Here is a 24,479-nt window from a genome sequence, read left to right on the forward strand (position 1 = left end):
CTTCAGCGCATCGGCCATCACCACCGGCTGCTCGGCGATCTCCTTGGCCATGAAATGCCGGTAGCCCGCCTTCTCGATCCGCGCCGCGTCCAGCTGCACCCGGGTCTCGGGGCGGTTGGCGCGGCGGTCGGCGGCGTCGAAGATCTCGGCGCCCTTGCGGGTGATCACCGCCCAGTCGCCCTCTTCCAGATAGGTGATGCGGTCGGTCATCGGCGCCAGCGCGATGGCGTCCGATCCGACGAACATCTCGCCCGATCCCCAGCCGATGGCCAGCGGGCTGCCCTTGCGGGCGGCGATCAGCAGGTCCTGCTCGCCGTCGAACAGGAAGCACAGCGCGAAGGCGCCGTGCAGGCGCTTCAGCGTGGCGCGGGCGGCTTCGACAGGGGTGGCGCCGCGGTCGATCTCGCGCTTCGCCAGCAGGGCCACGGTCTCGGTGTCGGTCTCCGACTCCTGGGCATAGCCGTCGGCGGCGAGGTCCTCGCGCAGGGCGCGGAAGTTCTCGATGATTCCGTTGTGGACCACCGCCACCGGCCCGGCGCGGTGGGGATGGGCATTGCGCACTTCCGGCCCGCCATGGGTGGCCCAGCGGGTGTGGCCGATGCCGGACTTGCCGGCCAGGGGCTCGTGCACCAGCAGGTCCGACAGGTTGACCAGCTTGCCGACCGCGCGGCGGCGGTCCAGCCGGCCGCGGTTGACGGTGGCGATGCCGGCCGAGTCGTAGCCGCGGTATTCCAGCCGTTTCAGGGCGTCGACCAGAAGCGGGGCCACTTCATGGTGGCCGAGGACGCCGACGATGCCGCACATGGGATCAAGCCTTCTGCCTGAGGGTTTTGGAGGAACACTCGGGGGGCAAATGCTGAGACCGGATCATATTGGGCAACATATTCTGAAGCAGGAAAGGTTGGGATGAAGCCACATGGCAAACCGCCCTTACCGCAGGTACAAGGTGACAGACAAGCCCCAGCCAAACGAGGACAGACTTCGTGCATTGGGTCTGATGTAGAACGCCCGGACCAAATGCGAGAGGTCTTGACTGCGGGCTTCAGCCGCTCCAGCCCGGGATGGTGACCGTTCCTGGCCTTTCCAGGAGACTGTGGCTACCGTCATGAATTTTCAGTGTCAGGTAGGCCAATGGGTGATCTCCTGGGGTAGCGCTGGTGTCCTTGTGTGAACTGCGGCCAACCAGACTTGCACCAAGCCGCTTTTCGCAACATGTATGGTGGACACAGATTATTCTGAGAGCAACTGGGTGGAAGAGCATGCTGTTTGGTTGCCTACAGCCCTGCCGTCAGGCGTCATAAACGGAGCCTGACCGACGTGACCTCAACCCGAGAGAAACCTCCCATCGAGTTGGCGGCACGTGCCCTCTGCAGGGCACGCAACCTACCCGAAGATATAAGGTTCGGCGGTGCTCCGCTGTGGCACGACATGGTCAGGGAGGCGATGGCGGTCTTGGCGGCTGTGATGCCGAAGGAGGACTTGGATTAGCTGGTCCCCGGCTATCCATCCATAGAGCTCTACGATCCCAAGAAAGAAGCTGAGGACTGACGCCAACCCGACTGTTTTTGTGTGTTCGGCTTGGCATAGGCACGGTGCTGTCTGCAGAACCAGTTTGCTACCCACACGATCAGGCAGTTTGAGGTTCGCCAACCGGCATGTTCCGAGGCTCTCCGTGTTCGAGGGAACTGACGCTACTTCCATGTCCCTGCTCGGGCGCTATCGCTGGTCAACTGCTACAGCCTGGGCCTCCCGCGCGGCTCGGCTGCTCCCAGTTTCCACTTATATTCCCATGTTTCTGCAGGATTTTCTTTCCCACCTAGTGCACACACTCGCCCCAGAACGGCTTTCCACTGGAGCGCACGTCAGGCGTTTTCAAGGCGAGCCATCGGCGCAGCACCGAACCGCCCGCAAGCCCCGAAACGGGTCAGCCCTGCCGGGCGGCCTCGCGCATCGCCGCCGCCTTCGCGGTCGCCGCCGCCAGCCCGGCCTTGACCGCGGCGGTGAAGCCCGCGGCCTCGGCCGCCTCTAGCCCGGCACAGGTGGTGCCGCGGTAGGCGATGAAGGTCTGCACCAGCGCCGGGGCGCCGGCCACCTGCCCTTCCAGCAGCCGGGCCGAGGCGCAGACCACCGCCTCCACCGCCCGCGCCGCCACGTCCGGGGCGACGCCGCGCTCGGCCAGGAAGCCCAGCATCGCCTGCGCCAGCAGCGCCGGATAGGCGGGGCCGGAGCCGGACAGCGCCGTCATCAGTTCGATCTGGCCCTCCTCGGGCAGTTCCTCGCCGGTGCCGATGGCGCCCAGCACCTGCGCCACCGCCGCCCGGTCGGCCTCGGTCACGCCCGGGCCGGCGACCCAAGGGGAATAGCTGGCGCCGATCTCGGCCGCGGCATTGGGCATGGCGCGGACGATCCGCCCGCCGCAGGAGGCCAGCGTCTCCAGCCCCACCCCGGCCATGAACGAGATCACCAGCCGCCCGCCGGCCTTCAGGTCCAGCCCGGGCCAGTCCCCGGGCCGGACCGAGACCACGATCACGTCGGACAGCGCCACCAGGTCGGCCAGGTCCGCCGCCCAGCGGACCTTGCGCCCGCCATAGTCCTGCGGGCCGCTGCGGTTCAGCAGCGCCACCTCGGCCAAGCCCTTGTCGACCAGCGCCCGGCCGAGCGCGCCGCCCAGCCAGCCGGTTCCGCCAATGATCCCCACACGCATGAGCGCCTCCTTTCCCTGCCGCGCCCCCCGGCGCAGCGTTTCAGACATTGGACCAGCCGCCGTCGATCACATGGGCATGGCCGGTGGTGTAGGAGGATTCGTCCGAGGCCAGATAGACCACCAGCTGCGCGATCTCCTCGGGCGAGGCGATCCGCCCCATCGGCTGCCGCGCGACGAAGGCCTTGCGGGCGGCCTCGTAGTCGCCGGTCGCCCGCAGCCGCTCTTCCAGGCTGGGGCTTTCCACCGTGCCGGGGCAGATGGCGTTGCAGCGGATACCCCGGGTGACGAAATCCGCCGCCAGCGCCTTGGTCAGGCCGATCACCCCGGCCTTGGTGACGCCATAGACGAAACGGTCGGGCGCGGCGATGATCGACCCCACGGCGCTGGCCATGTTGACGATGGATCCGCCGCCGCGAGCGATCATCCCAGGCAGAAAGGCTTTGCACATCCGGAACATCGCGGTGACGTTCAGGTCCAGCGAGAAGGCCCAGTCCTCATCGGAACAGTCCAGAATCGAACCGTTGGCCACGAAGCCGGCGCAGTTGAACAGCACGTCGGTCTCGGGCAGGTCAGCGGCGATCTGCGCCACTGCCAGGGCGTCGCGCACGTTCAGGAGCCGGGTCTCGATCCCCTGCGCGGCCAGTTCCCCCAGCGTGCGCGAGTTGATGTCGGTGGCGATCACCCGCGCGCCTTCGACCTGCATCGCCAGGGCCGAAGCCCGCCCGATCCCCTGCCCCGCCGCCGTGACCACGCAAACCTTGCCCTGCAACCGCCCCGCCATGCCGTCTTCTCCCTGCAATTCCGGGCCCACCCTAGCGCGGGCGGCGGCGGGGGGCCAGCGGGGTCGGCCTTGTCTCCTGCCCCGACCCCATGCCACCCTGCCCCGCATCTGCCGGAGACCGCCGATGACCGCACCTCTCACCCTTGCCGCCGAAGGCATCGCGCTGACCTTCTCGCCCCGCGGCGGGGTGGTGCATCCGCTGACCGTCACCGACGAGGGGGCGGAGGTCTCGCCGCTCCACGCCGCGCCCTGGACGGAGGCGGAGGTCCCGGCCGGGACGCCACCGCACCAGTGCTGGCTACGGGGGGATTTCCTGGCCGCGCCGATGGGGGCGGGACCGGAGGGGCTGCACGGGCTGGCGGCGAACGGCGACTGGGTGCCGCTGCCCGCAGCCCCCGGCACGCTGCGGGCGCTGCTGCAGGGGCAGATCCTGGGGGCGACGGTGGTGAAGGAACTGTCGGTCAGCGACGGCCACCCGTTCCTTTACCAGCGCCACCTGTTCATCGGCGGCCGGGGCGCCCTGCCGCTGGCCAACCACGCCATGGTCTCGGTGCCCTTCGGCGCGAAGCTCTCCTTCTCGCGCAAGCGCTGGTTCGAGACCTTGCCCGCGCCGCTGGAGCCGGACCCTTCCCGCGGCCGCTCGGCGCTGGACTATCCCCGGCGGCACGAGGACCCGGCGGAGTTCCCCGGGGCGGAGGGGCCGCTGAACCTGCACCGCTACCCCTGGGGGCCGGCGCACGAGGATTTCGTGGCGGCGGTGGAGGAGCCCTCCTCCCCGCTCGGCTGGACCGCGGTGGTGCGGCCCGACCAGGGCGACGTGTTCCTGTCGCTGAAGAACCCCAAGGCGCTGCCGATGACGATGCTGTGGCACTCCAACGGCGGCCGGGACTACGCGCCCTGGAACGGCCGGCACTGCGGCTGCCTCGGGGTGGAGGAAGGCGCGGCGCTGCCGGTGCTGGGGCTGTCCGCGGCCGAGACGCCCGACCCGCTGGCCGCCGCCGGCCAGCCCGGGCTGGTGGCGCTGGAGCCGGAGGGGACGGTGGAGGTCCGCCATGCCATCGGCGCGCTGCGCTGGCCCTCGGGCCAGGCGGTGGCGGGGGTGCGGCTGGAGGGGGACGAGCTGACAGTAACCGGCGACTGGGGGGCGGAGCGGAAGGTGCCGTTCCGGGGCGGCTGGCTGCGGTTCTGAAGAGCGCTGCACCTGGTATCGGAAGGCGGCAAGCTCGAACATTATCTACGAGGTGCACATTGCTTGTATGGATGCCAGGATAGACCGCGAGAGCCGGACATATGCAGATGACAGCGCTGCGCTGACGGAACGCGCCATCAGCGAGCGCAACCTCGGGGGCGCAGACCGGCTTGATCTTGCCTGTTTTGCCGGACGCCCAGGCGGTTCGGGTCATTTTCATCGGGCGCCTACCCTAAACAGGGTATGTGCGGCCGGCAGGGCCGAGGTAAAAAATCTGAGTCGCGGTGGTATTTGCGGCGCAGGTCTTTTGGAGCAGGTCTTTTCTCCTCGGCGGGGTGGTGGCGTAAATCCGCTGCCACCCCGTCCTTACGGGAAGAAACACCGCTTCAGCAAAAATCTTGACTCGGATCATGCAGTTCGGTGGCAAGGTGAGAGGGCTTAAGTCGTCTCGGGACCACCACCGGAGACGACTCCCCGGAGACATTGACAGCGAGAACGCGGATAAGTTCAGTCCAAGAGCACGCCGCCCGCCTTGCTTCTCTGATGCTTCCGGCCAGTTCAGCGGCACCGTTGCATTAGAGCAAATGCACACCATTCCCCCTCACTCCAGCGGCCAGACCTCCACCACGCCATGCGCCACCACGCAAGGAGTCTGGGCGACCTTGGCGATGGCCACCTCCAGGTCGTCGGCCTCGATCAGGGCGAAGCCGGCCACAGGCAGGGCGGCGGTCAGGAACGGGCCTTGCGTGGTCTCCACCCCGGCGCATTCGGTGTTGCGCACCTGCACCGGCGCGCCGACGATGCCGATCACCGCGCCGTCTTCGCGCAGTCTTTCGTCATGGGCATGGGCCGCATCGCGCAGCAACGCGGGAGTGCGGTCATAGCCCGACTGGTCGCCGTATCCGATGGTCAGGAATTTCGGCATGGGATGTCCTCCTTCCGGGCCGGGGCCGGGAAGGCCCCGCAGAGGACAACGCGCGGACAGGCGCCCGGTTGCGCCTCCGAATGCCCTATCGGCGGAAGCCCGGCTTCTGCGCCCAGGACCAGGCGTCGCCGATCATCTGGCGCAGGGTGGAGTGCCGGGGCTCCCACCCCAGTTCCTCGACCGCGCGGCGCGAGCCGGAGACCAGCGCCGCCGCATCCCCGGCCCGGCGGGCGCCCTGCACCACCGGCACCTCGCGGTTGGTGACGGCGCGGGAGGCGTCGATCACCTCGCGCACCGTGAAGCCGGTGCCGGAGCCGAGGCAGAACACCCGGTCTTCTCGCCCGTCCAGCAGCCAGCGCAGGCCCAGGACATGGGCCTCGGCCAGGTCGGCGACATGGACGTAATCGCGGACGCAGGTGCCGTCGCGGGTGGGATAGTCGTCGCCGAAGACGGTCAGCGCCGGGCGCCGGCCCGCCACCGCCTCCAGCATCAGCGGGATCAGATGGGTCTCGGGCCGGTGCTGCTCGCCCAGCTCGCCCTCGGGATCGGCGCCGGCGACGTTGAAATAGCGGAAGATCACCCGCCGCAGCCCGTGGGCGGCGCCAAAATCCTTCAGGATGTCCTCGATGGCCCGCTTCGAGCTGCCATAGGCGTTGATCGGCCGCTGCGGCGTGTCCTCGTCCAGCACCACGCCGTCCTGGTCGCCATAGGTGGCGCAGGTCGAGGAGAAGACGAAATTCCCCACCCCATGCGCCACGCAGGATTCGATCAGGTTCAGCGCCCCGCCGACGTTGACCCTCCAGTAGAGCCCGGGGTCCTTCATCGACTCGCCCACCAGCGACAGCGCCGCGAAATGCATCACCGCGACCGGCCGGTGCTCCGCCATCGCGGCATCGACCGAGGCGCGGTCCATCAGGTCGCCGCGGAAGAAGGGGCCGTATTTCACTGCCTCTTCCCAGCCGGTCGAAAGGTTGTCGAAGGCCACCGGGGTAAAACCCGCCCGCGCCAGGGCCTTGCAAGCGTGGCTGCCGATATAGCCCGCCCCGCCGGTGACGAGAATCCTTGCCATGACCTGCTGCACCCCTGTTACCGAACCCGCCGCCTGCCATACCCGCTCGACCCCGGCTTGTCGACGGCGGGCCTCCTTCGGGGCGGCGTTTGACTTGGCGCCGCCCCTGATGCTTATGCTGCTGCGGGCAGAAAGCCATACGGGACAGGGACAATGAAGATCGTGATGGTGGGCACCGGCTATGTCGGGCTGGTGTCGGGCGTGTGTTTCTCGGATTTCGGACATGAGGTGGTCTGCGTCGACAAGGACCCGGCCAAGATCGAGCGACTGAACCGCGGCGAGGTGCCGATCTACGAGCCGGGGCTGGACGCGCTGATGGCGAAGAACGTAGCCGCCGGGCGGCTGAGCTTCACCACCGACCTGGATACCGCTTTAGAAGGCGCGGGGGCGGTCTTCATCGCGGTCGGCACGCCGACGCGCCGGGGCGACGGCCATGCCGACCTGACCTATGTGATGGCCGCCGCGGCCGAGATCGGCCGGGCGCTGACCGGCTATGCCGTGGTGGTGACGAAATCCACCGTGCCGGTGGGCACCAACCGCAAGGTGGCCGAGGCGATCCGCGCGGCCAATCCCGCCGCGGACTTCGATGTCGCCTCCAACCCGGAATTCCTGCGCGAGGGCGCTGCGATCGACGATTTCATGCGGCCCGACCGGGTGGTCGTGGGGGTGGAGAGCGAGCGGGCGAAGAAGGCGATGGCGGAAATCTACCGCCCGCTGTTCCTGCGCGAGTTTCCGGTGGTCTACACCGGGCTGGAAAGCGCCGAGATGATCAAATATGCCGCCAACGCCTTCCTGGCCACCAAGATCACCTTCATCAACGAGATCGCCGCGCTGTGCGAGCGGGTGGGGGCCGACATCAAGGCGGTATCGCGGGGCATCGGCATGGACGGCCGCATCGGCAACAAGTTCCTGCACGCCGGTCCGGGCTATGGCGGGTCCTGCTTCCCCAAGGACACCAAGGCGCTGGCGCGGATCGGCCAGGACCATGCGGTGCCGATGCAGATCGTCGAGACCGTGATCAAGGTCAACGACGAGGTGAAGCGCCGGATGATCGCCCGGATCGAGGACCTCTGCGAAGGCGTCCTGCGCGACAGGACCATCGCCATCCTCGGCGTCACCTTCAAGCCGAACACCGACGACATGCGCGACGCCCCCAGCCTGACCATCGTGCCCTTCCTGGTGGGCGCCGGCGCCAAGGTCCGCGTCTGCGATCCGCAGGGACGGCACGAGGGCGAGGCGCTGCTGCCCGGGGTGAAGTGGACGGAGAACCCCTACCAGGCGGTGAACGGCGCCGATCTGGTGGTGCTTCTGACGGAATGGAACGAATTCCGGGCGCTGGACTTGGCCAAGCTGGCCCGCAAGATGGCGACGCCGCGCATGGCGGACCTGCGCAACATCTACGACCGCGACGAGGTGCTGGCCGCGGGCTTCACCCATTACCTGGGGGTGGGGCGCTAGGAGACAGGAGCGGAATTTTGCCCGGGTCGAACTACGGCGAAAGACCTTCTGTTGACTTCCTGAGAGGAATCGATTGGAAGCGCGGTACTGATCTCCTGATCGGGTCACTTTCGAGGCGAGTTCGTGTGTGGTATTGTCGACTCGGATCGAGACGGCGTCGAGGCTACTCGACGCAACGTTTGATGGGAATTGGGCTCCACGATGTGAGGTGATCGAGGTGTCGAAACCAAAGCCGAGCCGCGCTCCTCGGCCATGAAGCCTGGCTCCAGATCTTAGGATAGTTAAGGGCAGCAGATCATCTTCTGTTGGTTGAGTTCGGCACGCAGCATAGTGGAGCAAGATTGATTGGCTCTTTTCTTTAGAAAAATAGTCGGATATTGAAGCATCTTGCCGCGATCAACTCAACCTCAAGCTGCCCCAGCTACTCCGCAGCAAGATTTCGTCCCGATTTTCGAGCGGTATTTTTCGACAGCAAGGTAGCTCAATGATTGCCTCCATTCCCCACCGGCTTATCGGGTTGCGCCGCGGCCACAAGAGGCTGATCCAGCTTCTCACCGACACAACGCTGATCATCCTGAGCCTGATCCTCGCCATGGCGCTCAGACTCGACGGTCTGGCCTTCCTGGGCCGGACGGGTATCTGGCGCGAGCTTCTTGAAGTGCTGGTGATCCTGATCCCGGTGAGCCTGCTGATCTTCGTTCGGTTGGGTTTCTATCGGGCAGTCGTGCGCTACATCTCTTCCCGTGCTGCCCGCACGATACTGCTGGGTGTCCTGCTTTCGGCGCTGACACTCGCCCTCACCCGCTGGCTAACCGATGCCGCGATTCCGCGTTCGGTTCCGGCAATCTACGCGCTGATCGCCTTTATCCTTATCGGAGGGCTACGCTTTCTGATGCGCGGGGTTCTGGCCGGCGCTCAGGCGCGACGGCGTAGCCGGGTCATCATCTACGGGGCCGGTGTCTCTGGCCGGCAACTACAGCTCTCCTTGAACAGTGGTCCGGAATACCTACCCGTCGCTTTTGTCGATGACGATCCCGCGCTCCAAGGTCGGATGATCGGTGGCTGCCTTGTCCATACCCCTGAAGCCTTGCCGCAACTAATCGATACCCTTAACGCAAAAAGCCTACTTCTGGCGATGCCAAGCCTACCGCGGTCTGAACGTGCCGCGCTCCTGCGCCGGCTGGATCATCTACCTATCCATATTCAGACCATTCCCGGCATGGCCGATCTCGTTTCAGGAAAAACCCAGATTAATGAGATTACCGATGTTCCGATCGAAGACCTGCTCGGCCGGGATCCGGTACCACCACGCCAGGATCTGATGAGCCGCGACCTGCACGACCGGGTGGTAATGGTCACTGGGGCTGGCGGCTCCATCGGCTCTGAACTTTGCAGACAGATTCTCGCCCATCGGCCAAGGCGACTCGTTCTTCTCGAAATATCGGAATACAATCTTTATGCTGTCGACCAAGAGTTGCAAGCTCTGAATAGCAGGCTTAGCCCACCTATCGAAATTGTTCCACTAATTGGCTCAGTCCAGGACCGCGGCCGAGTAATTTCCGCATTACGTGATCATGAGGTCAAGACAATCTATCACGCCGCTGCCTATAAGCATGTTCCGCTCGTTGAAGGAAATGTTGTAGAAGGGATTCGCAATAATGTATTTGGTACGCGCACTCTGGCTGAGGCAGCTATTGAAGCCGGCGTATCAGCATTCATTCTGATCTCGACAGACAAAGCAGTCAGGCCGACCAACATTATGGGTGCGTCAAAGCGATTGGCGGAGTTGGTGTGCCAAGCGTTGGCTGCTCGGCAGCAAGGTACGCGGTTTTCCATGGTGCGTTTTGGGAACGTACTCGGCTCGTCGGGCTCAGTGATCCCGATTTTCCGTAAGCAGATCGCTGCCGGAGGGCCGATCACCGTTACCGATCCCGAGATTACCCGCTATTTCATGACGATTCCTGAGGCTGCGCAGCTCGTCATTCAAGCAGGGGCCATGGCACGGGGGGGCGATGTCTTCGTCCTGGATATGGGCGAGCCGATCCAGATCGCCGAACTTGCCGCTCGGATGGCTCGACTCTCAGGTCTCAATCCAGTAATTATAGAACAACACAATGAAGACGCGCTGCGTACGCGAACAATTAATCCTAACGATATCGAAATTCGATTTACCGGTCTCCGCCCAGGAGAGAAACTCTACGAGGAGCTCCTTATAGACGATACGGCCTTGCCGACTGAACATCCCCGCATAATGACAGCGACAGAAATCGCGCTGACTCCGGATATACTCGACAACTTGCTCGAGCGATTGATGTACCATTGCCTGCACTATGACATCGACGGAATTCGGCAGATCTTGATTGAAGCCCAGACCGGATACAGTCCGCGCGACACGCTATAACCGCCCCACCAATCCCCCTTTGAACAAAATATTTTGCACAATCTCAACTGTTCGAATAAAAAATATACAAAATCACTTCAATAGAAGTACCCCGGACATCCTTTAAGGCATCATTCATGTCCTGATCTCCTCGTTCTTGGAGACCAGCAGACGTCAGATCGTAGCTTCCGTCACTGTCCGATTTTCGGGGAGCAGCTCAGACAGGTTCACGGATATGGTTCGAAACGGGCGTGAGGATGTCTTGGCCAGTTGGCTCGATGAGGCGGCAGACAGCATGATCGCTTCCTTTGCCCGTGGCCTCCGCAGCGACTGCGCCGCCGTTGCCGCCGCCCTGCGCGAACCTTGGTCGAACGTGCAGACAGAGGGGCAGATCAATCGGCTGAAGACTCTCAAACGCCAGATGTATGGCCGCGCCAACATCGATCTGCTCAGGGCACGGCTTCTCGCCCCGGCGTAAACCAGAAAGTGCACCAACTTGAGTCAGACCCCAATTTTGACCCCCCTGATATTTCGTCGGACCGTTTGCTGCGGGTCAGCGGACGGAGGGGGAGTTGAGGCGGGTGGATACGATTGCGCGGGTCCGACGGGCCTTCTACGTTCAGGGCTGGTCGGTGAAGAAGATCGTGCGGGAACTGCACGTGTCGCGAAACATCGTGCGCAAGATCCTGCGGTCTGACGAGATGGACGAGGTCCGGGAATGGCAGAGCCGAGCGCTGGATCGGATGTATCCGATCGTGATCTTCGATGCCCTGCGGGTGAAGATCCGCGATGCCGACAGCCGGACGGTGAAAAACAAGGCCGTCTATGTCGCCCTGAGCGTCACCCGCGACGGCCTGAGTGAGGTTCAGGCCCTGAGCCGATCAATCCTCTACAACACCCTACCTCTGACCAGTTTTGTAGCTATACCGGTAACTATAGCTGCCGTATCGGCGACCTTCCTCCTGCTTATAACCATTCAGTACCGCGCCCGTCACCTTGACGCCCGCCATCTCGAAGGTGTGCTTCACGGCATCGACCTCGCCCAGCATGGTTTGCAGATGCCGCACAACCACGATGGTAGCGTCGGCGGACCGTCCGATCACCACCGGGTCGGTTACGGCCAGGGCGGGCGGAGCATCGATCAGGATCAGGTCGAAGCGATCGTTCAGGGTCTTGAGAAGTGCCGTGAATTCTGCCCGCATCAGCAGTTCGGAGGGATTGGGTGGGAACCTGCCGCTGGTGATCACCGACATGCCGGGAACCGGACTAGAGTGCAGTACCTCGTCCAGCATTTTCTCCGCCGCTAGGTATTCGGCAAGGCCCGGTGTATTCTTCTCCTGGCCGAAATAGCGCCGCAGATAGCCACGCCGCAGGTCGGCGTCGATCAGGCAGACCCGCTGCCCGGCCTGCGCCGCGACCACCGCAAGGTTTACCGCGGTGAAGCTCTTGCCCGCGCCGGGCGCCGCCGAGGTGAAGAGAACCGAGTTGGTCTTCGCGTCGATCATCCCAAAATGCAGCGCCGTTCGCATCGATCGCATCGCCTCGACCACCAGGTCATCGGGCTTGTCCAGTGCCAGGATTGGCAGGGCACTGTGGCGCTTCCGGTGGTTTGCAGCCTCTGTCGAGAAGGTCACCGTGCCAAAGACTGGCAGCCCCAGGCGTTCGATCTCTTCAGCACCGCGAATGCCCCGGTGCAGCAAGCGGCGGAGGCCGACGATGCCAATGCCCGCCATGGCTCCCAGGACCAGCGATAGCGCTAGAATCATGCTGGTCCGCGGATAGATGCGGATGCCGTTGGAATAGGCAGTATCGATAATCCGCACCGAACCGACTGTCGAAGCACGCACCACACGTAGTTCCTGCGCGCGGTTGAGCAGTTGGATATAGACCTGCTGCGCCACTTCCAGGTCGCGTGAGAGATTGAAGATTTCCTTCTGGGTCTCGGGCAACCCGGTGGTTTCCTGCCTGATCCGCTCCAGCCGTCGTTCCAGCGTGTCGCGATTCTCCAGCAGCGCCTGATAGGTCGGGTGGTTGACCGTATAGCGCTTCTTCAGCTCGTCTTCCTGCATGGCCAGGGCATTCAGGTCGGCTTCGATCTGCGTGGCTTCCTGCAGCAGACTTTGCGTCTCGTAGTCTAGGTCGACCGACTGGTTGGCCTTGCGATAGTCGTTCAGCTTCTGCTGTGCCTCAGTCAAAGCCTCTTCCGCGATGGGAAGCTGCTCCTCGATGAATTTCAGGCTGTTCTCAGCTTCGGCGGCAGAGCGCGAGATATTCTGGGTGACATAGGCCCGGGAAATCGCATCCAGCACCCGCTCCGCCTGTCGGGGGTCGGGATGCTGGTAGCCGAGCCGCAGGATCGAGGAGTTGCGCGAGGCCGCGCTGACGGAGAAGTCCTGCTGGACATCGCGGACCGCGGCCTCGAAGGCCAGCCGTTCCAGCACGAACATCCGGCCGTCCGCTCCCTTGAGCCAGTCCACGTGCACCGAGACGCCCTGCGCCGGTAGCGCCAGGGTTTCCCCCATTCGGCCATCGTGTTCACTGCCATCCGGCAGGCGCACCCGGAAACTGTCCGCGCCGGTCTTGGTCAGATGGATCTCCTCATCGAGCCAGTCGTCCGGCACCTCCAGCTGGCCGACCACAATCTGCTCGCCGCCCCATTCATAGGGCCGGAGAAAGGCGAAAGGCGCTTCCGGCAGTCCCAGCCGCTTGGGCAGCGCGCCGATGACCGGCAGGGGCAGCGGATCGGCGCGCAGCTGCAGGTCCAACTCGCGAACCGCCTCGCCGATCACCATACGCGACTTGATGATCTCTATCTCAGTCTCGATCGCCGCAGTTCCCGATGCGTCGGAGCCCAGCAGATCCTGCATCCCTTCGGGAAGCGCCAATGCCCCCGACCGGGTCTCCAACTGCATCAGCGCATCCGCCTTGTAGATCGGCGTCCGGCTCAGGGCGAAGAAGGCGCCTGCCAGAACGGCAAGAAGCATTGCCGAGACAATCCAGGCCTTGCCTGCCCAGAGATGGCCGATCAGAGCCAGAAGATCGATCTCATCGCCGTCTCTACCCTGAAGCCGCGCATCATCCGTTACCATTGGCTCTTCTCGCACATACCGATTTCAACGTGACAGTCGGCCCGCCCAGGCCGCCGCCGCTGCAAATATTTGATCCCGCACCTGCCGGTGGAACTCTAGCGGTTTCCGATAGGGATCGGCGATTCCCTTGCCGCCTGTCCACTGGTCAAACAGCAGCGTCCGCCCGGACAGCTGCGGCCAGCGCCGCGAGATCTCGGCCCGATGACCGGGCTCCATCGCGAGGATCAGGCCATGGGCAGCACCGATCTCGGCCGTAAGCTGGCGGGCGGAATGCCCGCCCAGATCAACCCCGAGTTCTTCCGCGGCTTTCAACGCATCGGCGTCGGCCTCGTGTCCGACCAACGCCCCCAGCCCGGCCGAAGACACCGCAAGCCCCGACAGGCGGGCCTTCAGCATCCGCTCGCCCATAGGCGAACGGCAAATGTTGCCCACACAGACCACAAGGACCGAATCGACCACCACGGCTCAGTTCGCCGAGATGTCGTCTGCCACCCGGGCAGTGGTCAGGGTCGGCAGCAAGTTGGAGATCAGACTGTTCCAGCGATGCATCGGCGAGGAGGTCACATAGACCAAGTCCCGCGGCAGCAGCACGAAGCTGGTGCCAACCAAGTAGGCCGTCGCGTTCGAGGCATCCAACTGATAGACCGTGATCCCCGTCGATGTCTTTCGGAAGACAAAAATCCCTCGTGCATCGGCACTATCTTCCTTCAGCCCGCCAACGCGGGTCAGGGCCTGAGTCAAGGTGACGTTCTCGCGAGTCAGGTCGATGGTGGAGGGCCGCACGATCTGGCCCAGTAGATAGGCCTCCTCCACTTCCAGCTTCGGAACGCTGACCACATCGCCCGATTGGAGGACCGGGTTGTTCGCCCCAACGCCCTGTTCCAGGAATGCCTGCAGGTCGATGGTGAAGCTGCGCCCGCCCCGTCGAACAATAACACTGCGCGGATCGGCCTCTTCCGACAGGCCCCCCGCGGCGTCGATCGCATCAAGCAGGGTCAGCGGCACGTCGGTCAACGGCTGCCGGCTGGGGTTCTTGACCTCGCCCGTCACCGAGACCGCCTGCGATCGGTAGCCGACCACCCGGACCTCGACCTGCGGGTCGGGGATGAATTCGACCAGGCGTTCGGTCAGGTCGGCGCGGATCTGTTCGGGCGTCCGCCCCTTCGCGGTAATCTGTCCGACATAGGGATAGAAGAAGGTACCGTCCGACTGGACTCGCAGCCCCGATTCCTCTGGGGTCCGGCGCTCCCCGGCCGGCATGGTCAACTCCGGGTGGTCCCAGACCACGATGTCGAGGATATCCCCGACTCCAACCCGGTAGTCCCAACTCGGCGAGGCCATGGTCGTTCGCGAACCGCTCAAATTTCGTGGCGTACTGAAGGCGCTCACATTGTCGGCCGTCAGCTTGACGATGGTGACATTGGTGGCCATCTCCTCCACCTCGGTCTGAATGGCAGCCGCGCGGACTGGAAAATCCGTCTTGGCCACGTTGCAACCGGCAAGCAGTGCAGTCATCATCAAAGCCAATGTGCAAAGCCGCATGGCGCCCCCAAATCTAACGATCACCCAAGCAGCAGCCCGAGGTAGCAGCCCCCCGCTCCCGCCAAACTTCAGCAGCTTGGTCTCAATAGGTGATGAAAGTCATACTGCCAATGCCGGGCCGCTTAGTATCCACACAAAATTTGGTGGCCAGACACAACAGCAGGCAAACCGGATCGTCCTTGCGCAAGAACTTGCCGATAGCCCCGGGTTCCAGATTTGGCCGGCTTCAGCTTCATTGATCTGTATGAAGGTGGCCCATGTCCGGCTCTGCCACAGCCAGATGGTGTTCGTTCGGGCCTATCCGCGCGAGAGCCAGGAGCCTCGCCATAGGGCTCGGACCAATGGCGCCACGATGGCTTCGATGTTCGACGCACATGATCGCGCCTTCGCCTTCTTCCGCGGCACCTGTACGCGTGGGATCTACGACATCGAGCCATGAGCCGCCACTGGTTCAAGGCCATGGCGAGCGGAAGACGGCGGTCGACCCGCCTGCACTCCATGATCAGTTCCGTCGGCTCAGGCCCTGATCGCCGCAGCACAACGGGGGTCAATCTTGCACGCCGATAGGGGGTCAACTTTGCGCACGATGACGTAATTGCTGCCCGCATCTCCCCGATCCGTCGATGGTGGCACACTCGTCCTGCTGATCATAGGAGGACATGACAATGAAGCAGTATGTGGGGTTGGATGTCTCGCAGAAGGAAACGGCGGTCTGCGTTGTCGACGAGCATGGCCGCCTGATCTTCGAGGGTCGGGCCAGGTCGGACCCCGGAGCTCTGGCTAGGATTCTGGCAAAAAAGGCGCCGCTGGCAGAAAGAGTTGGCTTCGAGACCGGCGCCATGTCGAGTTGGCTGTGGCATGAACTGAAACGGATCGGTCTGCCGGTGGTCTGCATCGATGCCCGACATGCGCACGCCGTTCTGTCCGTCCGAATGAACAAGAGCGACGAGAACGACGCCCGTGGCCTGGCCGAACTGGTGCGGATTGGTTGGTATCGGGAAGTGGCGGTCAAGAGCGAGGCCAGTCAGCAGGTCCGCGCCCTGCTGGTCGCAAGGTCGCGGCTGGTGGCGATCCGTAGGGATTTGGAGAACCAGGTCCGCTCCATGCTGAAGGAATACGGGCTGATCTTTCCACGTGCGATTGCCGGTCAGTTCCGGCGCCGCGTCATTGAACTGGCCGGCGATGAGCACGTCCTCTGGCATGTCCTATTGCCGCTGCTCTCGGTGCATGATCATGTCTGCTGCAAGCTTGAGGAGCTGGATCGTCAGATAAGGGAGATGGCGAGAACGGACGAGACGACACGGCGGTTGATGACCGTGCCCGGCATTGGGGTAGTGACGGCGCTGACTTTCCGGCACACGATCGATGATCCCTCGCGATTTCGAAGTGCGGCTTCGGTCGGGGCCTATCTCGGCCTTACACCGAGGCGAAGGCAGTCGGGCGATATGGACACCATCGGCCACGTCTCGCGATGGGGTGACCGCCTGCTGCGCACTTATCTCTTCGAGGCTGCCAGTGTGCTGCTGCATCGGACGAAGCGCTGGTGCGCACTGAAGGCTTGGGGGCTCCGGCTGGCCAAGCGGAATGGGATGAAGAAGGCGCAGGTTGCGGTGGCGCGGAAGCTCGCCGTCATCCTGCACTGCATCTGGGTCGATGGCACCTCGTTCGAATGGGGGAAAGAGCCGGCCTGATCCTCAACACGACCTCGAGATCGCGGGCCTGACGCCAAGCCTGTGATGTCCCGCCGGGACGGTGGTTGTGGTGACCTCGTTCAATCGGCTGCGGTCTGAAGAACCGCGCTGCGCACGTTGAGGCGCCCGGTCCGAACTTCATCATGAGGCCATGACCTCGAAAAGGACCATGACCCCGGCAAGGACAGAAAACGGGCTTGACCAAACCACGCAATTAAAGGGCCGATTGACACTGCGATGGAAACGGCCGGTCAACGCCCCTTCCGAGCCGCGGCCCTTGTGCCCGGAGCCGCTGTTGCGCACCCGCCTTCTGCCCAAGTCCGGCGCGGGTGTCGAGTGACACATCCGTTCATGTGGCGGAACCCGCCGATGCCGGCATGCGGCCGATACGCATGGCATTCCTCCGGTAGCCTGCCACACAGGCTGCGGGCCGATCCTGGCTTCGGACGCCGGCACCGTGCTATACGGCCACGACTTGCCTTCGGGGTCGGCGGTGGTATGGCGTTCCCATGGACCGAGTGCACCGCAAGGACAACGATCCTGTCGCATCGGCATGATACAGATACGCGAACCCACACGCAGAACCGGACCCCTGCCATGACCCCCATCATTCATCCCCTTCTCCTCAGCGGTGGCTCCGGAACACGTCTCTGGCCGGTATCGCGCAAGAGCTTTCCCAAGCAGTTCGGACGGGTGACGGGCGCGCAGAGCCTGTTCCAGGCCGCCGCACTGCGTCTGTGCGGCGAGGGGTTCGCCGCCCCGATTGTCATCACCGGCAACGATTTCCGTTTCATCGTGACCGAGCAGCTGGCGGCCTGCGAGATCCAGCCCGCCGCCATCCTGATCGAACCCGAGGGGCGCAATACTGCGCCGGCCATCCTGGCCTCCGCACTGGTGCTGGCCGCGAAATCCCCTAGCGCGCTGATGCTTGTCACACCCTCCGACCATGTGATCCCCGATGCGGCGGCGTTCCGGGCCGCCGTGGCTGCGGCCGCGCCCCGCGCCCTGGCAGGTGATCTCATCACTTTCGGCATTATCCCCACGCGGGCTGAAACCGGATATGGCTATCTTGAAGTCGCAACCGGCGCGGCGGCAGCCGGGGGCGGACCCCTCGCTATCACCCGGTTCGTGGAGAAACCCCAGGCGGCCCACGCCGAAGAGATGGTGGCTTCGGACACCCACCTGTGGAATGCCGGGATATTTCTCTTTTCTGTCGAGATGCTGATTGCCGCCTTCGAAGAGCATGCGCCCGATGTCCTTGCACCGGTGCGCGCCGCCGTCGCCGGAGCCAAGCCCGATCTCGGCTTCCTGCGGCTGGATCCCGTGGCATGGAACACGGTGCCCGACATCTCGATCGACTACGCGATCATGGAGCGGTCGACTAACATTTCGGTCATGCCCTTCTCGGCCGGCTGGTCGGATCTGGGCGGCTGGGATGCGGTCTGGGCGGAGGCAGGACCGGACGGCGCGGGGAACGTGATCTCGCCGCATGCGATGGCGATCGAATGCGAAGGTTCGCTGCTGCGCTCGGACTCCGAACGGGTCGAGCTGGTCGGGATCGGCCTGACCGACATCGTGGCCGTGGCCACGACCGATGCGGTGCTGGTGGCGCACAAGTCGAAGGCGCAACAGGTCAAGGATGCGGTCGCGGCTCTGAAGTCCCGGGGGCGCATCCAGGCCATCCAGTTCCCCACCGATCACCGGCCCTGGGGCATGTTCGAAAGCCTGGTGACCGGGCCGCGTTTCCAGGTGAAGCGCATCGTGGTGAAGCCCGGGGCGGCCCTCAGCCTGCAATCGCACCACCACCGTTCTGAACACTGGATCGTGGTCGAGGGCACGGCGAAGGTGACCATCGGCACCGAGGAGCGGCTGGTGACCGAGAACCAGTCGGTTTATGTCCCGCTCGGCGCGATCCATCGCATGGAGAATCCCGGCAAGATGCCGATGGTGCTGATCGAGGTCCAGACGGGGACCTATCTGGGCGAGGACGACATCATCCGCTACGAGGATGTCTATTCGCGCGGCCAGGGCGCGAAAGGCTGAAGGCGCATGGCACCGAAATTCGGCACAAGCGGCCTGCGCGGCCTGGTGACGGAACTGACGCCCGCGCTGATCGGCAGCCATGTGCGGGCCTTCCTGGCGAGTTGCCCTGTCGGTTCCGGCCTTTTCGTCGCGCGCGATTTGCGCGACAGTTCGGCCGCGATTGCGGCTGCGGTGATCGCCGCCGCCCGAGGCCGGGGCATCCATGTCACCGATTGCGGCGAGGTGCCCACGCCGGCGCTTGCATTGGCGGCAATGGCGGCGGGTGCCGGCGCGATCATGGTCACCGGCAGCCATATCCCGGCGGATCGCAACGGGCTGAAATTCTACACCCCCGCAGGCGAGATCACCAAGGCCGAGGAGGCGGCGATCCTGGCCGCCGTGGTTACGGAAGCGCAGGTACCGGCGGCTCCACTTCCCAATGAAGGCAGGCTTACGGTTGCGGCCCCGGGTGCGGCCTTTATCGCCAGATATCTTGACGCCTTCGGCAGAGCGGCCCTTGTCGGGCGCCGCATCGGCGTCTGGTCCCATAGCGCGGTCGGCCGCGACCTGCTTGGCGAAACGCTGCGGGTCCTCGGAGCCGAAGTGGTCGAGCTTGCGCGTTCCGCCAGTTTCATTCCGGTCGATACCGAAGCCGTCGATGCCGGGGGGCGGCGGTTCCTGCGCGCCGAGGCGGCCCGGCACGGCCTTGCGGCCATCGTCTCGACCGATGGCGATGGCGACCGGCCGCTCGTCGTGGACGAGACCGGCGAGGTCATCGGCGGGGATATCCTTGGCCAGATCACCGCGCGGTTCCTGGGCGCCGAGGCCGTGGTGACGCCCGTCTCCTCCAACACCGGCGCCGAGGCCCTGGGGCTTCGTGTGATCCGCACGAAGATCGGCTCGCCCTATGTCATCGCCGGGATCGAGGCCGTGCTGGCCGAGCGTCCGGCGGCCCGCGTCGTCGGCTATGAGGCCAACGGCGGCTTCCTTCTCGGCTTCGCGGCCTCGGGTCCGGCCGGAACGTTGCCGAAACTCATGACCCGCGACAGCCACCTGCCCATCGTCGCCCCGCTTGTCGCTGCCGGAGCGGCCGGCTTGAAGGCGCTGGTTGCCGGGCAACCGGCGCGGTTTACTGCCGCGGACAGGCTTCAGGAGATCCCCGTCGAGGCTTCGCTCGCCCTGGTGGCAAGCCTGCGCGACGATGAGGCCGTGTTCGATGCGTTCGTGTCGGCCTTCGGCGGCAGGGCCGTGGCGCGAGATCTGACCGACGGGCTGCGCCTCACCCTCGATACCGGGCGGATCCTGCATCTGCGCCCGTCCGGGAACGCACCCGAGCTGCGCTTCTACGCCGAGGCCGAAACACCGGAAGCCGCGGCTGAAATGTTGGAGACGGGGCTGGCCGCCCTGCGGGAACGCCTCGCCTCGGTTTGAGGGCGGGGCACCCCTCGCAGCAGGGCGTAGCGTCAGAGACGCAGGTTTCCGGCATTGGCCAAGAACCAGCGATAGGTTTCCGCCAGCCCTTGCTCCAGCGGGATCGAGGCCCGCCAACCCATGCCGTCCAGTCGGCTGACATCCATCAGCTTGCGCAGGGTGCCATCTGGCTTGCTCGGATCGGTCGCGATCCATCCCTTGTAGCCGGTCACATCCGCCACCATCCGCGCCAGTTCGAGGATGGAGATATCCTCGCCACAGCCCACGTTGATATGGCTGAGCATCGGTTGGGTATGTGCCTCATAGGTCTCGCGCGGCAGGTCCAGCACGAAAAGGCTGGCGGCCGCCATGTCGTCGATATGCAGGAATTCGCGGCGTGGCCTGCCCGTGCCCCAGATCGTGACTTCTTCGCGCCCGTCGCGTGCGGCCTCGTGGAAGCGACGGATCAGCGCGGGAAGGACATGACTGTTCTCCGGGTGGAAATTGTCCCCCGGGCCATAGAGGTTCGTCGGCATGACACTGCGGTAATCGGTGCCGTGCTGGCGATTGTAGCTCTCGCAGAGCTTGATCCCGGCGATCTTGGCAACCGCATAGGGCTCGTTCGTCGGTTCCAGAATGCCGGTCAGCAGCGCATCCTCGCGCATCGGCTGCGGCACCGCGCGGGGATAGATGCAGGACGAGCCGAGCTGAAGCAGCCGCCGGACACCCGCGGCGAAGGCCTGATGGATGACATTGCATTCGATCATCAGGTTTTCGTAGATGAAATCGGCCGGATAGGTGTTGTTGGCATGGATGCCGCCGACCTTGGCTGCCGCCAGGATCACCACATCGGGCCGCTCTGCCTGCATGAACGCGCGCACCGCGGCCTGGTCGGTCAGATCGAGTTCGGCATGGGTGCGGGTCAGAAGCCGCAGATCCTCGCCGCCCTCGCGGCGCGCTTCCAACCGGCGCAGGATGGCCGAACCCACCATCCCGCGATGCCCGGCAACATAGACCGTCGTCACCATCCCTCAGGCCTCCAAAGCGACCGGCATCGCGAATCCGTGCGTCTTGAGCAGGGCGTGGCGCTGCGCGGTCCGCAGATCTTCCGCGACCATCTCGGCGCACATGTCCTGGACTGAGATTTCCGGCACCCAGCCCAGCTTTTCCTTCGCCTTCGTCGGATCCCCGAGCAGCGTCTCCACCTCGGCGGGACGGAAATAGCGTGGATCGATGCGCATCACGACGTCGCCCGGCTTCACCGCAGGGGCGCGATCCCCCACAACGCCAACGACGCGCGCAACTTCCTCGACATCCGTGCCTTCGAAGGCGAGTTCGATGCCCAGTTCACGTGCCGACCAGGAGATGAACTCGCGCACCGAATACTGCACCCCGGTCGCGATGACGAAATCCTCGGCAACGGCCTGCTGCAGCATCATCCATTGCATGCGGACATAGTCCTTCGCATGGCCCCAGTCGCGCAGGCTGTCGATATTGCCCATATAGAGGCAGGTTTCGAGGCCCTGGGCGATATTGGCCAGGCCCCGCGTGATCTTGCGGGTCACGAAGGTCTCGCCGCGCCGCGGGCTCTCGTGGTTGAACAGGATGCCGTTGCAGGCATACATGCCATAGGCCTCGCGATAGTTCACCGTGATCCAGTAGGCATAGAGCTTGGCCACCGCATAGGGCGAGCGCGGATGGAAGGGCGTGGTCTCGCGCTGCGGGATCTCCTGCACTAGGCCGTAGAGCTCGGAGGTCGATGCCTGATAGAAGCGCGTGTCCTTGAGGCCGAGGAAGCGGATCGCCTCCAGCAGGCGGAGCGTGCCGATCGCGTCCACATCCGCCGTGTATTCCGGGGACTCGAAGCTGACCGCGACATGGGACTGCGCCCCGAGATTGTAGACCTCGTCCGGCTTCACCTCGGACAGGATCCGCGTCAGGTTCGAACTGTCCGCCAGATCGCCGTAGTGCAGCGTCAGATTCGGGCTCTCGACATGCGGGTCCTGGTAGATGTGGTCGATCCGCTGGGTGTTGAACAGCGATGCCCGCCGCTTGATGCCATGGACCTCATAGCCCTTCTCCAGAAGAAACTCCGCCAGATAGCTGCCGTCCTGGCCGGTGATCCCGGTAATGAGCGCGCGTTTCATCGTCAAATCCTATCGTCCTGCGTGACCATGTCACGCACCCAGTTGTTTCAGCTTTTTCGCCAGGTTGAGGAACAGCGCCATGTCGATCATGCCGCTGCCGAGGCGATTGCGGCGGATGGCGAGCATTTCCCGCGCGTTGTTGACCACGGAACGCAGACCCCCGGTGCTCTCGCCGCCCAGACGCATGTCCACCAGCACCTCGTTGATGATCGCATGCGAGAAGCCCTCGATCTCCAGCGCGCGCATCAGCCAGTCGTAGTCGCTGGCGCTGCGATAATCGGTGCTGAATTTCCCCACCCGATCGAGCACCCGCCGGCGCGCATAGGTAGTCGGATGCGGCAGCGTGTAGCCCCTTGCATAGGCGCCTTTCCTGTGCACCACGGGAACCCATCTGCGGACCGGCGGGCTTCCATCGTGTTCCCGCACGAAATGCAACACCCCGGAAACCAGATCGGCGGTTTCGAGCGCGGCCGCGATCAGGCCCAGACTGTCCTTGCGCGCATATCGGTCATCCGAATTGAGGCAGCCGAAGGCATCACCCGAAACGCGGGCGAGGCCCTTGTTCATGGCATCGTAGATGCCCTTGTCGGGTTCGCTGTGCAGCGTGATGAGCGGGCTGCCGAAGCCGCGGACGATCTCGCATGTCGCATCCCGGGAGGCCCCGTCGACGACGATCAGCTCCTTGTCCGGGTGATCCTGTTCAAGAAAGGACCCGATCGCCGTGGCGATGGTCGCCTGCGAATTCCACGCAGCCATGACGACGGAGATTTTCATGCGCGAGTTATCCTGTCCTTGTATTCGGCACGGTGCATACCATTTTGAAGGAAGGCCGGACGCCGACCGCCATTTCTACTCATCGCCGTCATCAAGGCGAATGCAACTATGAAAGTCGCGGCAGGGACGATCATGTATTGCAAGAAAAAGTAATTGATCCGGGATATCTGAAGGAAACCCGGAAAGCTCACAAGATAGATGAGCGTATAAAGATTGATCCCCCGCTTGGCGGCAATCACGCCTGCCTTGCTGACAAGGCCAGCCATATATCCCCACAGAAGCGCAAAGATCTGCGCCCCTAGAAAACCGAACTGCCAATAGTAATACCCGAGGATATTCATCGTGTTCAGGAAGCGGGGTGGCCTGTAGGTGTCGCCAAATCTGGCAAACATGGTTCCATAGAGGAAGTTATCACTCGGCGAGCTGCTGTAGGTGGCAATAATCAGCGAGTTATTGAACTCGCCTGCAAGATACTTCTCAACAAATTCCTGTAACAGGTAATACTGCACCTCGGGCGCGAAGAGAGGCAGGTCGTTGGTGGAAGAATACAACACGCCCGTGCGGATTAGCGAGTTTCCCCATATTACAAGGAAGGTTGGTATGGCGATAATCAAAACTTTCCGGATTCCGAAACGCCTGACGCCGTAGATTGTATTCGTTGCAACCAATATCAGAATTGCGGTCATTATGTGCGTCCGCGACATCATCATTATGCCATAGAATACAACCGAAACAAACAGTATGACAGTGCAGATCAACAATTGGCGTGAGTAACGAAAATTTAGGGCCGCTACGTAAATCGCAAAGGCCGGGATCCAGAGCACGACCAGTGTAGGAACGCCGAAGGAGGTCTCCCGCAGATCGCTCGCCTGACGGTTGATACCTGCCGGTTCAAGAATTTGAGCAAGGCTTGCAGGGTTGGACAGCACCGGAAGTAGCTGGATTACCATCGCCAGGAATGATACCGCATGCAGGAATATTGCGATATTGCGCGCCGATCTCCAGCCCATGTAATTCCGCGCAACCAGTTTCGGCTTTCCAAAATAGCCAAGCACGAGCCCCAGCACCATCCACACGAAAATCAGAAATAGCGTGAGAAATGCGAACGGGTTATATTCGCGCGGCTCGCCGTCGATCATCGTGGGGCTGTCCGGAAAGGCTATCAGCCAGAAACAAAACTGGAACAGGAGAACTCCGGCAATCCAGATTACCGGAGAGGCAAGGAAAAATTCTCTTCGCCCGATGGCTTGCTCCATAATCTCCCTCCTTCTCCCTTGCTTGGCCGAAACCATGTCCAT

Annotated in this window: 17 protein-coding genes and 4 pseudogenes; 9 read left to right on the forward strand and 12 right to left on the reverse strand. The window is 63.7% G+C overall.

Going from position 1 to position 24,479, the window contains the following annotated elements; all coding sequences use genetic code 11:
- The 3 genes and pseudogenes from G5B31_RS03250 to G5B31_RS03260 form a co-directional block, all read right to left on the reverse strand.
- Positions 1 to 804 (reverse strand): annotated as a pseudogene (locus G5B31_RS03250) (glutamine--fructose-6-phosphate aminotransferase); the annotation flags it as partial.
- Between the two features lie 1,120 nt (positions 805 to 1,924).
- Positions 1,925 to 2,704, reverse strand: coding sequence for a pyrroline-5-carboxylate reductase (locus G5B31_RS03255; protein WP_165013783.1), 780 nt, complete (start codon positions 2,702 to 2,704; stop codon positions 1,925 to 1,927).
- 40 nt (positions 2,705 to 2,744) lie between these two features.
- Complete coding sequence (locus G5B31_RS03260; protein WP_165013785.1) at positions 2,745 to 3,485, reverse strand: SDR family oxidoreductase; 741 nt, start codon at positions 3,483 to 3,485, stop codon at positions 2,745 to 2,747.
- 124 nt (positions 3,486 to 3,609) lie between these two features.
- Between G5B31_RS03260 and G5B31_RS21350 the strand changes: the two genes are divergently transcribed.
- Entirely contained in the window at positions 3,610 to 4,674 is a 1,065-nt protein-coding gene (locus tag G5B31_RS21350) for a hypothetical protein (protein ID WP_165013787.1), read from the forward strand.
- A gap of 601 nt (positions 4,675 to 5,275) precedes the next feature.
- Here G5B31_RS21350 and G5B31_RS03270 read toward each other — a convergent pair.
- Positions 5,276 to 5,599 (reverse strand): YciI family protein, encoded by a 324-nt coding sequence (locus G5B31_RS03270; protein WP_165013789.1) that lies wholly within the window; start codon positions 5,597 to 5,599, stop codon positions 5,276 to 5,278.
- Between the two features lie 85 nt (positions 5,600 to 5,684).
- Positions 5,685 to 6,668 carry a UDP-glucose 4-epimerase GalE gene (gene galE, locus G5B31_RS03275; protein ID WP_165013791.1) on the reverse strand — a complete coding sequence of 328 codons (984 nt, stop codon included), beginning with the start codon at positions 6,666 to 6,668 and terminating at the stop codon, positions 5,685 to 5,687.
- A 153-nt stretch (positions 6,669 to 6,821) separates the two neighbouring features.
- Between galE and G5B31_RS03280 the strand changes: the two genes are divergently transcribed.
- The 4 genes and pseudogenes from G5B31_RS03280 to G5B31_RS21130 all read left to right on the forward strand — a co-directional run.
- Entirely contained in the window at positions 6,822 to 8,126 is a 1,305-nt protein-coding gene (locus G5B31_RS03280; RefSeq protein WP_165013793.1) for a UDP-glucose/GDP-mannose dehydrogenase family protein, read from the forward strand.
- Positions 8,127 to 8,610: 484 nt separating this feature from the next.
- Positions 8,611 to 10,527 (forward strand): nucleoside-diphosphate sugar epimerase/dehydratase, encoded by a 1,917-nt coding sequence (locus G5B31_RS03285; RefSeq protein WP_165013795.1) that lies wholly within the window; start codon positions 8,611 to 8,613, stop codon positions 10,525 to 10,527.
- Between the two features lie 196 nt (positions 10,528 to 10,723).
- Positions 10,724 to 10,984, forward strand: a pseudogene (locus tag G5B31_RS03290) (transposase); the annotation flags it as partial.
- A 103-nt stretch (positions 10,985 to 11,087) separates the two neighbouring features.
- A pseudogene (locus tag G5B31_RS21130) lies at positions 11,088 to 11,360 on the forward strand (transposase); the annotation flags it as partial.
- A gap of 45 nt (positions 11,361 to 11,405) precedes the next feature.
- Here G5B31_RS21130 and G5B31_RS03300 read toward each other — a convergent pair.
- The 3 genes from G5B31_RS03300 to G5B31_RS03310 are packed head-to-tail and all read right to left on the reverse strand — an operon-like array spanning position 11,406 to position 15,110.
- Complete coding sequence (locus tag G5B31_RS03300) at positions 11,406 to 13,595, reverse strand: polysaccharide biosynthesis tyrosine autokinase (RefSeq protein ID WP_165013797.1); 2,190 nt, start codon at positions 13,593 to 13,595, stop codon at positions 11,406 to 11,408.
- Positions 13,596 to 13,619: 24 nt separating this feature from the next.
- Positions 13,620 to 14,054, reverse strand: coding sequence for a low molecular weight phosphotyrosine protein phosphatase (locus tag G5B31_RS03305; protein ID WP_165013799.1), 435 nt, complete (start codon positions 14,052 to 14,054; stop codon positions 13,620 to 13,622).
- Between the two features lie 6 nt (positions 14,055 to 14,060).
- On the reverse strand, positions 14,061 to 15,110 hold the full coding sequence (locus tag G5B31_RS03310; RefSeq protein WP_240904279.1) for a polysaccharide export protein: 1,050 nt from the start codon (positions 15,108 to 15,110) through the stop codon (positions 14,061 to 14,063).
- 271 nt (positions 15,111 to 15,381) lie between these two features.
- Here G5B31_RS03310 and G5B31_RS03315 point away from each other — a divergent pair.
- The 4 genes and pseudogenes from G5B31_RS03315 to G5B31_RS03330 form a co-directional block, all read left to right on the forward strand.
- A pseudogene (locus tag G5B31_RS03315) lies at positions 15,382 to 15,564 on the forward strand (hypothetical protein); the annotation flags it as partial.
- A 238-nt stretch (positions 15,565 to 15,802) separates the two neighbouring features.
- Positions 15,803 to 16,828 carry an IS110 family transposase gene (locus tag G5B31_RS03320; RefSeq protein ID WP_165013803.1) on the forward strand — a complete coding sequence of 342 codons (1,026 nt, stop codon included), beginning with the start codon at positions 15,803 to 15,805 and terminating at the stop codon, positions 16,826 to 16,828.
- Between the two features lie 606 nt (positions 16,829 to 17,434).
- A complete protein-coding gene (locus G5B31_RS03325) occupies positions 17,435 to 18,871 on the forward strand; it encodes a mannose-1-phosphate guanylyltransferase/mannose-6-phosphate isomerase (protein WP_165014759.1) in 1,437 nt (478 codons plus the stop codon).
- A 6-nt stretch (positions 18,872 to 18,877) separates the two neighbouring features.
- Positions 18,878 to 20,281: a phosphomannomutase gene (locus G5B31_RS03330; protein ID WP_165013805.1), complete on the forward strand. Its 1,404-nt coding sequence runs from the start codon at positions 18,878 to 18,880 to the stop codon at positions 20,279 to 20,281.
- A gap of 32 nt (positions 20,282 to 20,313) precedes the next feature.
- Here G5B31_RS03330 and G5B31_RS03335 read toward each other — a convergent pair whose 3' ends face one another.
- The 4 genes from G5B31_RS03335 to G5B31_RS03350 are packed head-to-tail and all read right to left on the reverse strand — an operon-like array spanning position 20,314 to position 24,437.
- The gene (locus G5B31_RS03335) at positions 20,314 to 21,288 is read right to left on the reverse strand and encodes a GDP-L-fucose synthase (protein WP_165013807.1); all 975 of its coding nucleotides are present in this window, start codon (positions 21,286 to 21,288) and stop codon (positions 20,314 to 20,316) included.
- A 3-nt stretch (positions 21,289 to 21,291) separates the two neighbouring features.
- On the reverse strand, positions 21,292 to 22,407 hold the full coding sequence (gene gmd / locus G5B31_RS03340) for a GDP-mannose 4,6-dehydratase (RefSeq protein ID WP_165013809.1): 1,116 nt from the start codon (positions 22,405 to 22,407) through the stop codon (positions 21,292 to 21,294).
- Positions 22,408 to 22,437: 30 nt separating this feature from the next.
- Complete coding sequence (locus G5B31_RS03345; protein WP_165013811.1) at positions 22,438 to 23,181, reverse strand: glycosyltransferase family 2 protein; 744 nt, start codon at positions 23,179 to 23,181, stop codon at positions 22,438 to 22,440.
- Positions 23,178 to 24,437, reverse strand: coding sequence for an O-antigen polymerase (locus G5B31_RS03350; protein WP_165013813.1), 1,260 nt, complete (start codon positions 24,435 to 24,437; stop codon positions 23,178 to 23,180). Before G5B31_RS03350 ends, G5B31_RS03345 begins: the two co-directional genes overlap by 4 nt.
- Positions 24,438 to 24,479 lie beyond the last annotated feature (42 nt).

The organism is Rhodobacter sp. SGA-6-6, assembly GCF_011043545.1.
Taxonomy (GTDB): Bacteria; Pseudomonadota; Alphaproteobacteria; order Rhodobacterales; family Rhodobacteraceae; genus Pseudogemmobacter.

What these genes read in the sequence shown, in the direction of transcription:
- G5B31_RS21350 (WP_165013787.1), top strand. Translation starts at nt 3,610, where the DNA reads ATGACCGCACCTCTCACCCTTGCCGCCGAAGGCATCGCGCTGACCTTC.
- G5B31_RS03280 (WP_165013793.1), top strand. Translation starts at nt 6,822, where the DNA reads ATGAAGATCGTGATGGTGGGCACCGGCTATGTCGGGCTGGTGTCGGGC.
- G5B31_RS03330 (WP_165013805.1), top strand. Translation starts at nt 18,878, where the DNA reads ATGGCACCGAAATTCGGCACAAGCGGCCTGCGCGGCCTGGTGACGGAA.
- G5B31_RS03255 (WP_165013783.1), bottom strand. Translation starts at nt 2,704, where the DNA reads ATGCGTGTGGGGATCATTGGCGGAACCGGCTGGCTGGGCGGCGCGCTC.
- G5B31_RS03335 (WP_165013807.1), bottom strand. Translation starts at nt 21,288, where the DNA reads ATGGTGACGACGGTCTATGTTGCCGGGCATCGCGGGATGGTGGGTTCG.
- G5B31_RS03300 (WP_165013797.1), bottom strand. Translation starts at nt 13,595, where the DNA reads ATGGTAACGGATGATGCGCGGCTTCAGGGTAGAGACGGCGATGAGATC.
- G5B31_RS03285 (WP_165013795.1), top strand. Translation starts at nt 8,611, where the DNA reads ATGATTGCCTCCATTCCCCACCGGCTTATCGGGTTGCGCCGCGGCCAC.
- G5B31_RS03350 (WP_165013813.1), bottom strand. Translation starts at nt 24,437, where the DNA reads ATGGAGCAAGCCATCGGGCGAAGAGAATTTTTCCTTGCCTCTCCGGTA.
- gmd (WP_165013809.1), bottom strand. Translation starts at nt 22,407, where the DNA reads ATGAAACGCGCGCTCATTACCGGGATCACCGGCCAGGACGGCAGCTAT.
- G5B31_RS03270 (WP_165013789.1), bottom strand. Translation starts at nt 5,599, where the DNA reads ATGCCGAAATTCCTGACCATCGGATACGGCGACCAGTCGGGCTATGAC.
- G5B31_RS03310 (WP_240904279.1), bottom strand. Translation starts at nt 15,110, where the DNA reads ATGACTGCACTGCTTGCCGGTTGCAACGTGGCCAAGACGGATTTTCCA.
- G5B31_RS03345 (WP_165013811.1), bottom strand. Translation starts at nt 23,181, where the DNA reads ATGAAAATCTCCGTCGTCATGGCTGCGTGGAATTCGCAGGCGACCATC.
- G5B31_RS03320 (WP_165013803.1), top strand. Translation starts at nt 15,803, where the DNA reads ATGAAGCAGTATGTGGGGTTGGATGTCTCGCAGAAGGAAACGGCGGTC.
- galE (WP_165013791.1), bottom strand. Translation starts at nt 6,668, where the DNA reads ATGGCAAGGATTCTCGTCACCGGCGGGGCGGGCTATATCGGCAGCCAC.
- G5B31_RS03260 (WP_165013785.1), bottom strand. Translation starts at nt 3,485, where the DNA reads ATGGCGGGGCGGTTGCAGGGCAAGGTTTGCGTGGTCACGGCGGCGGGG.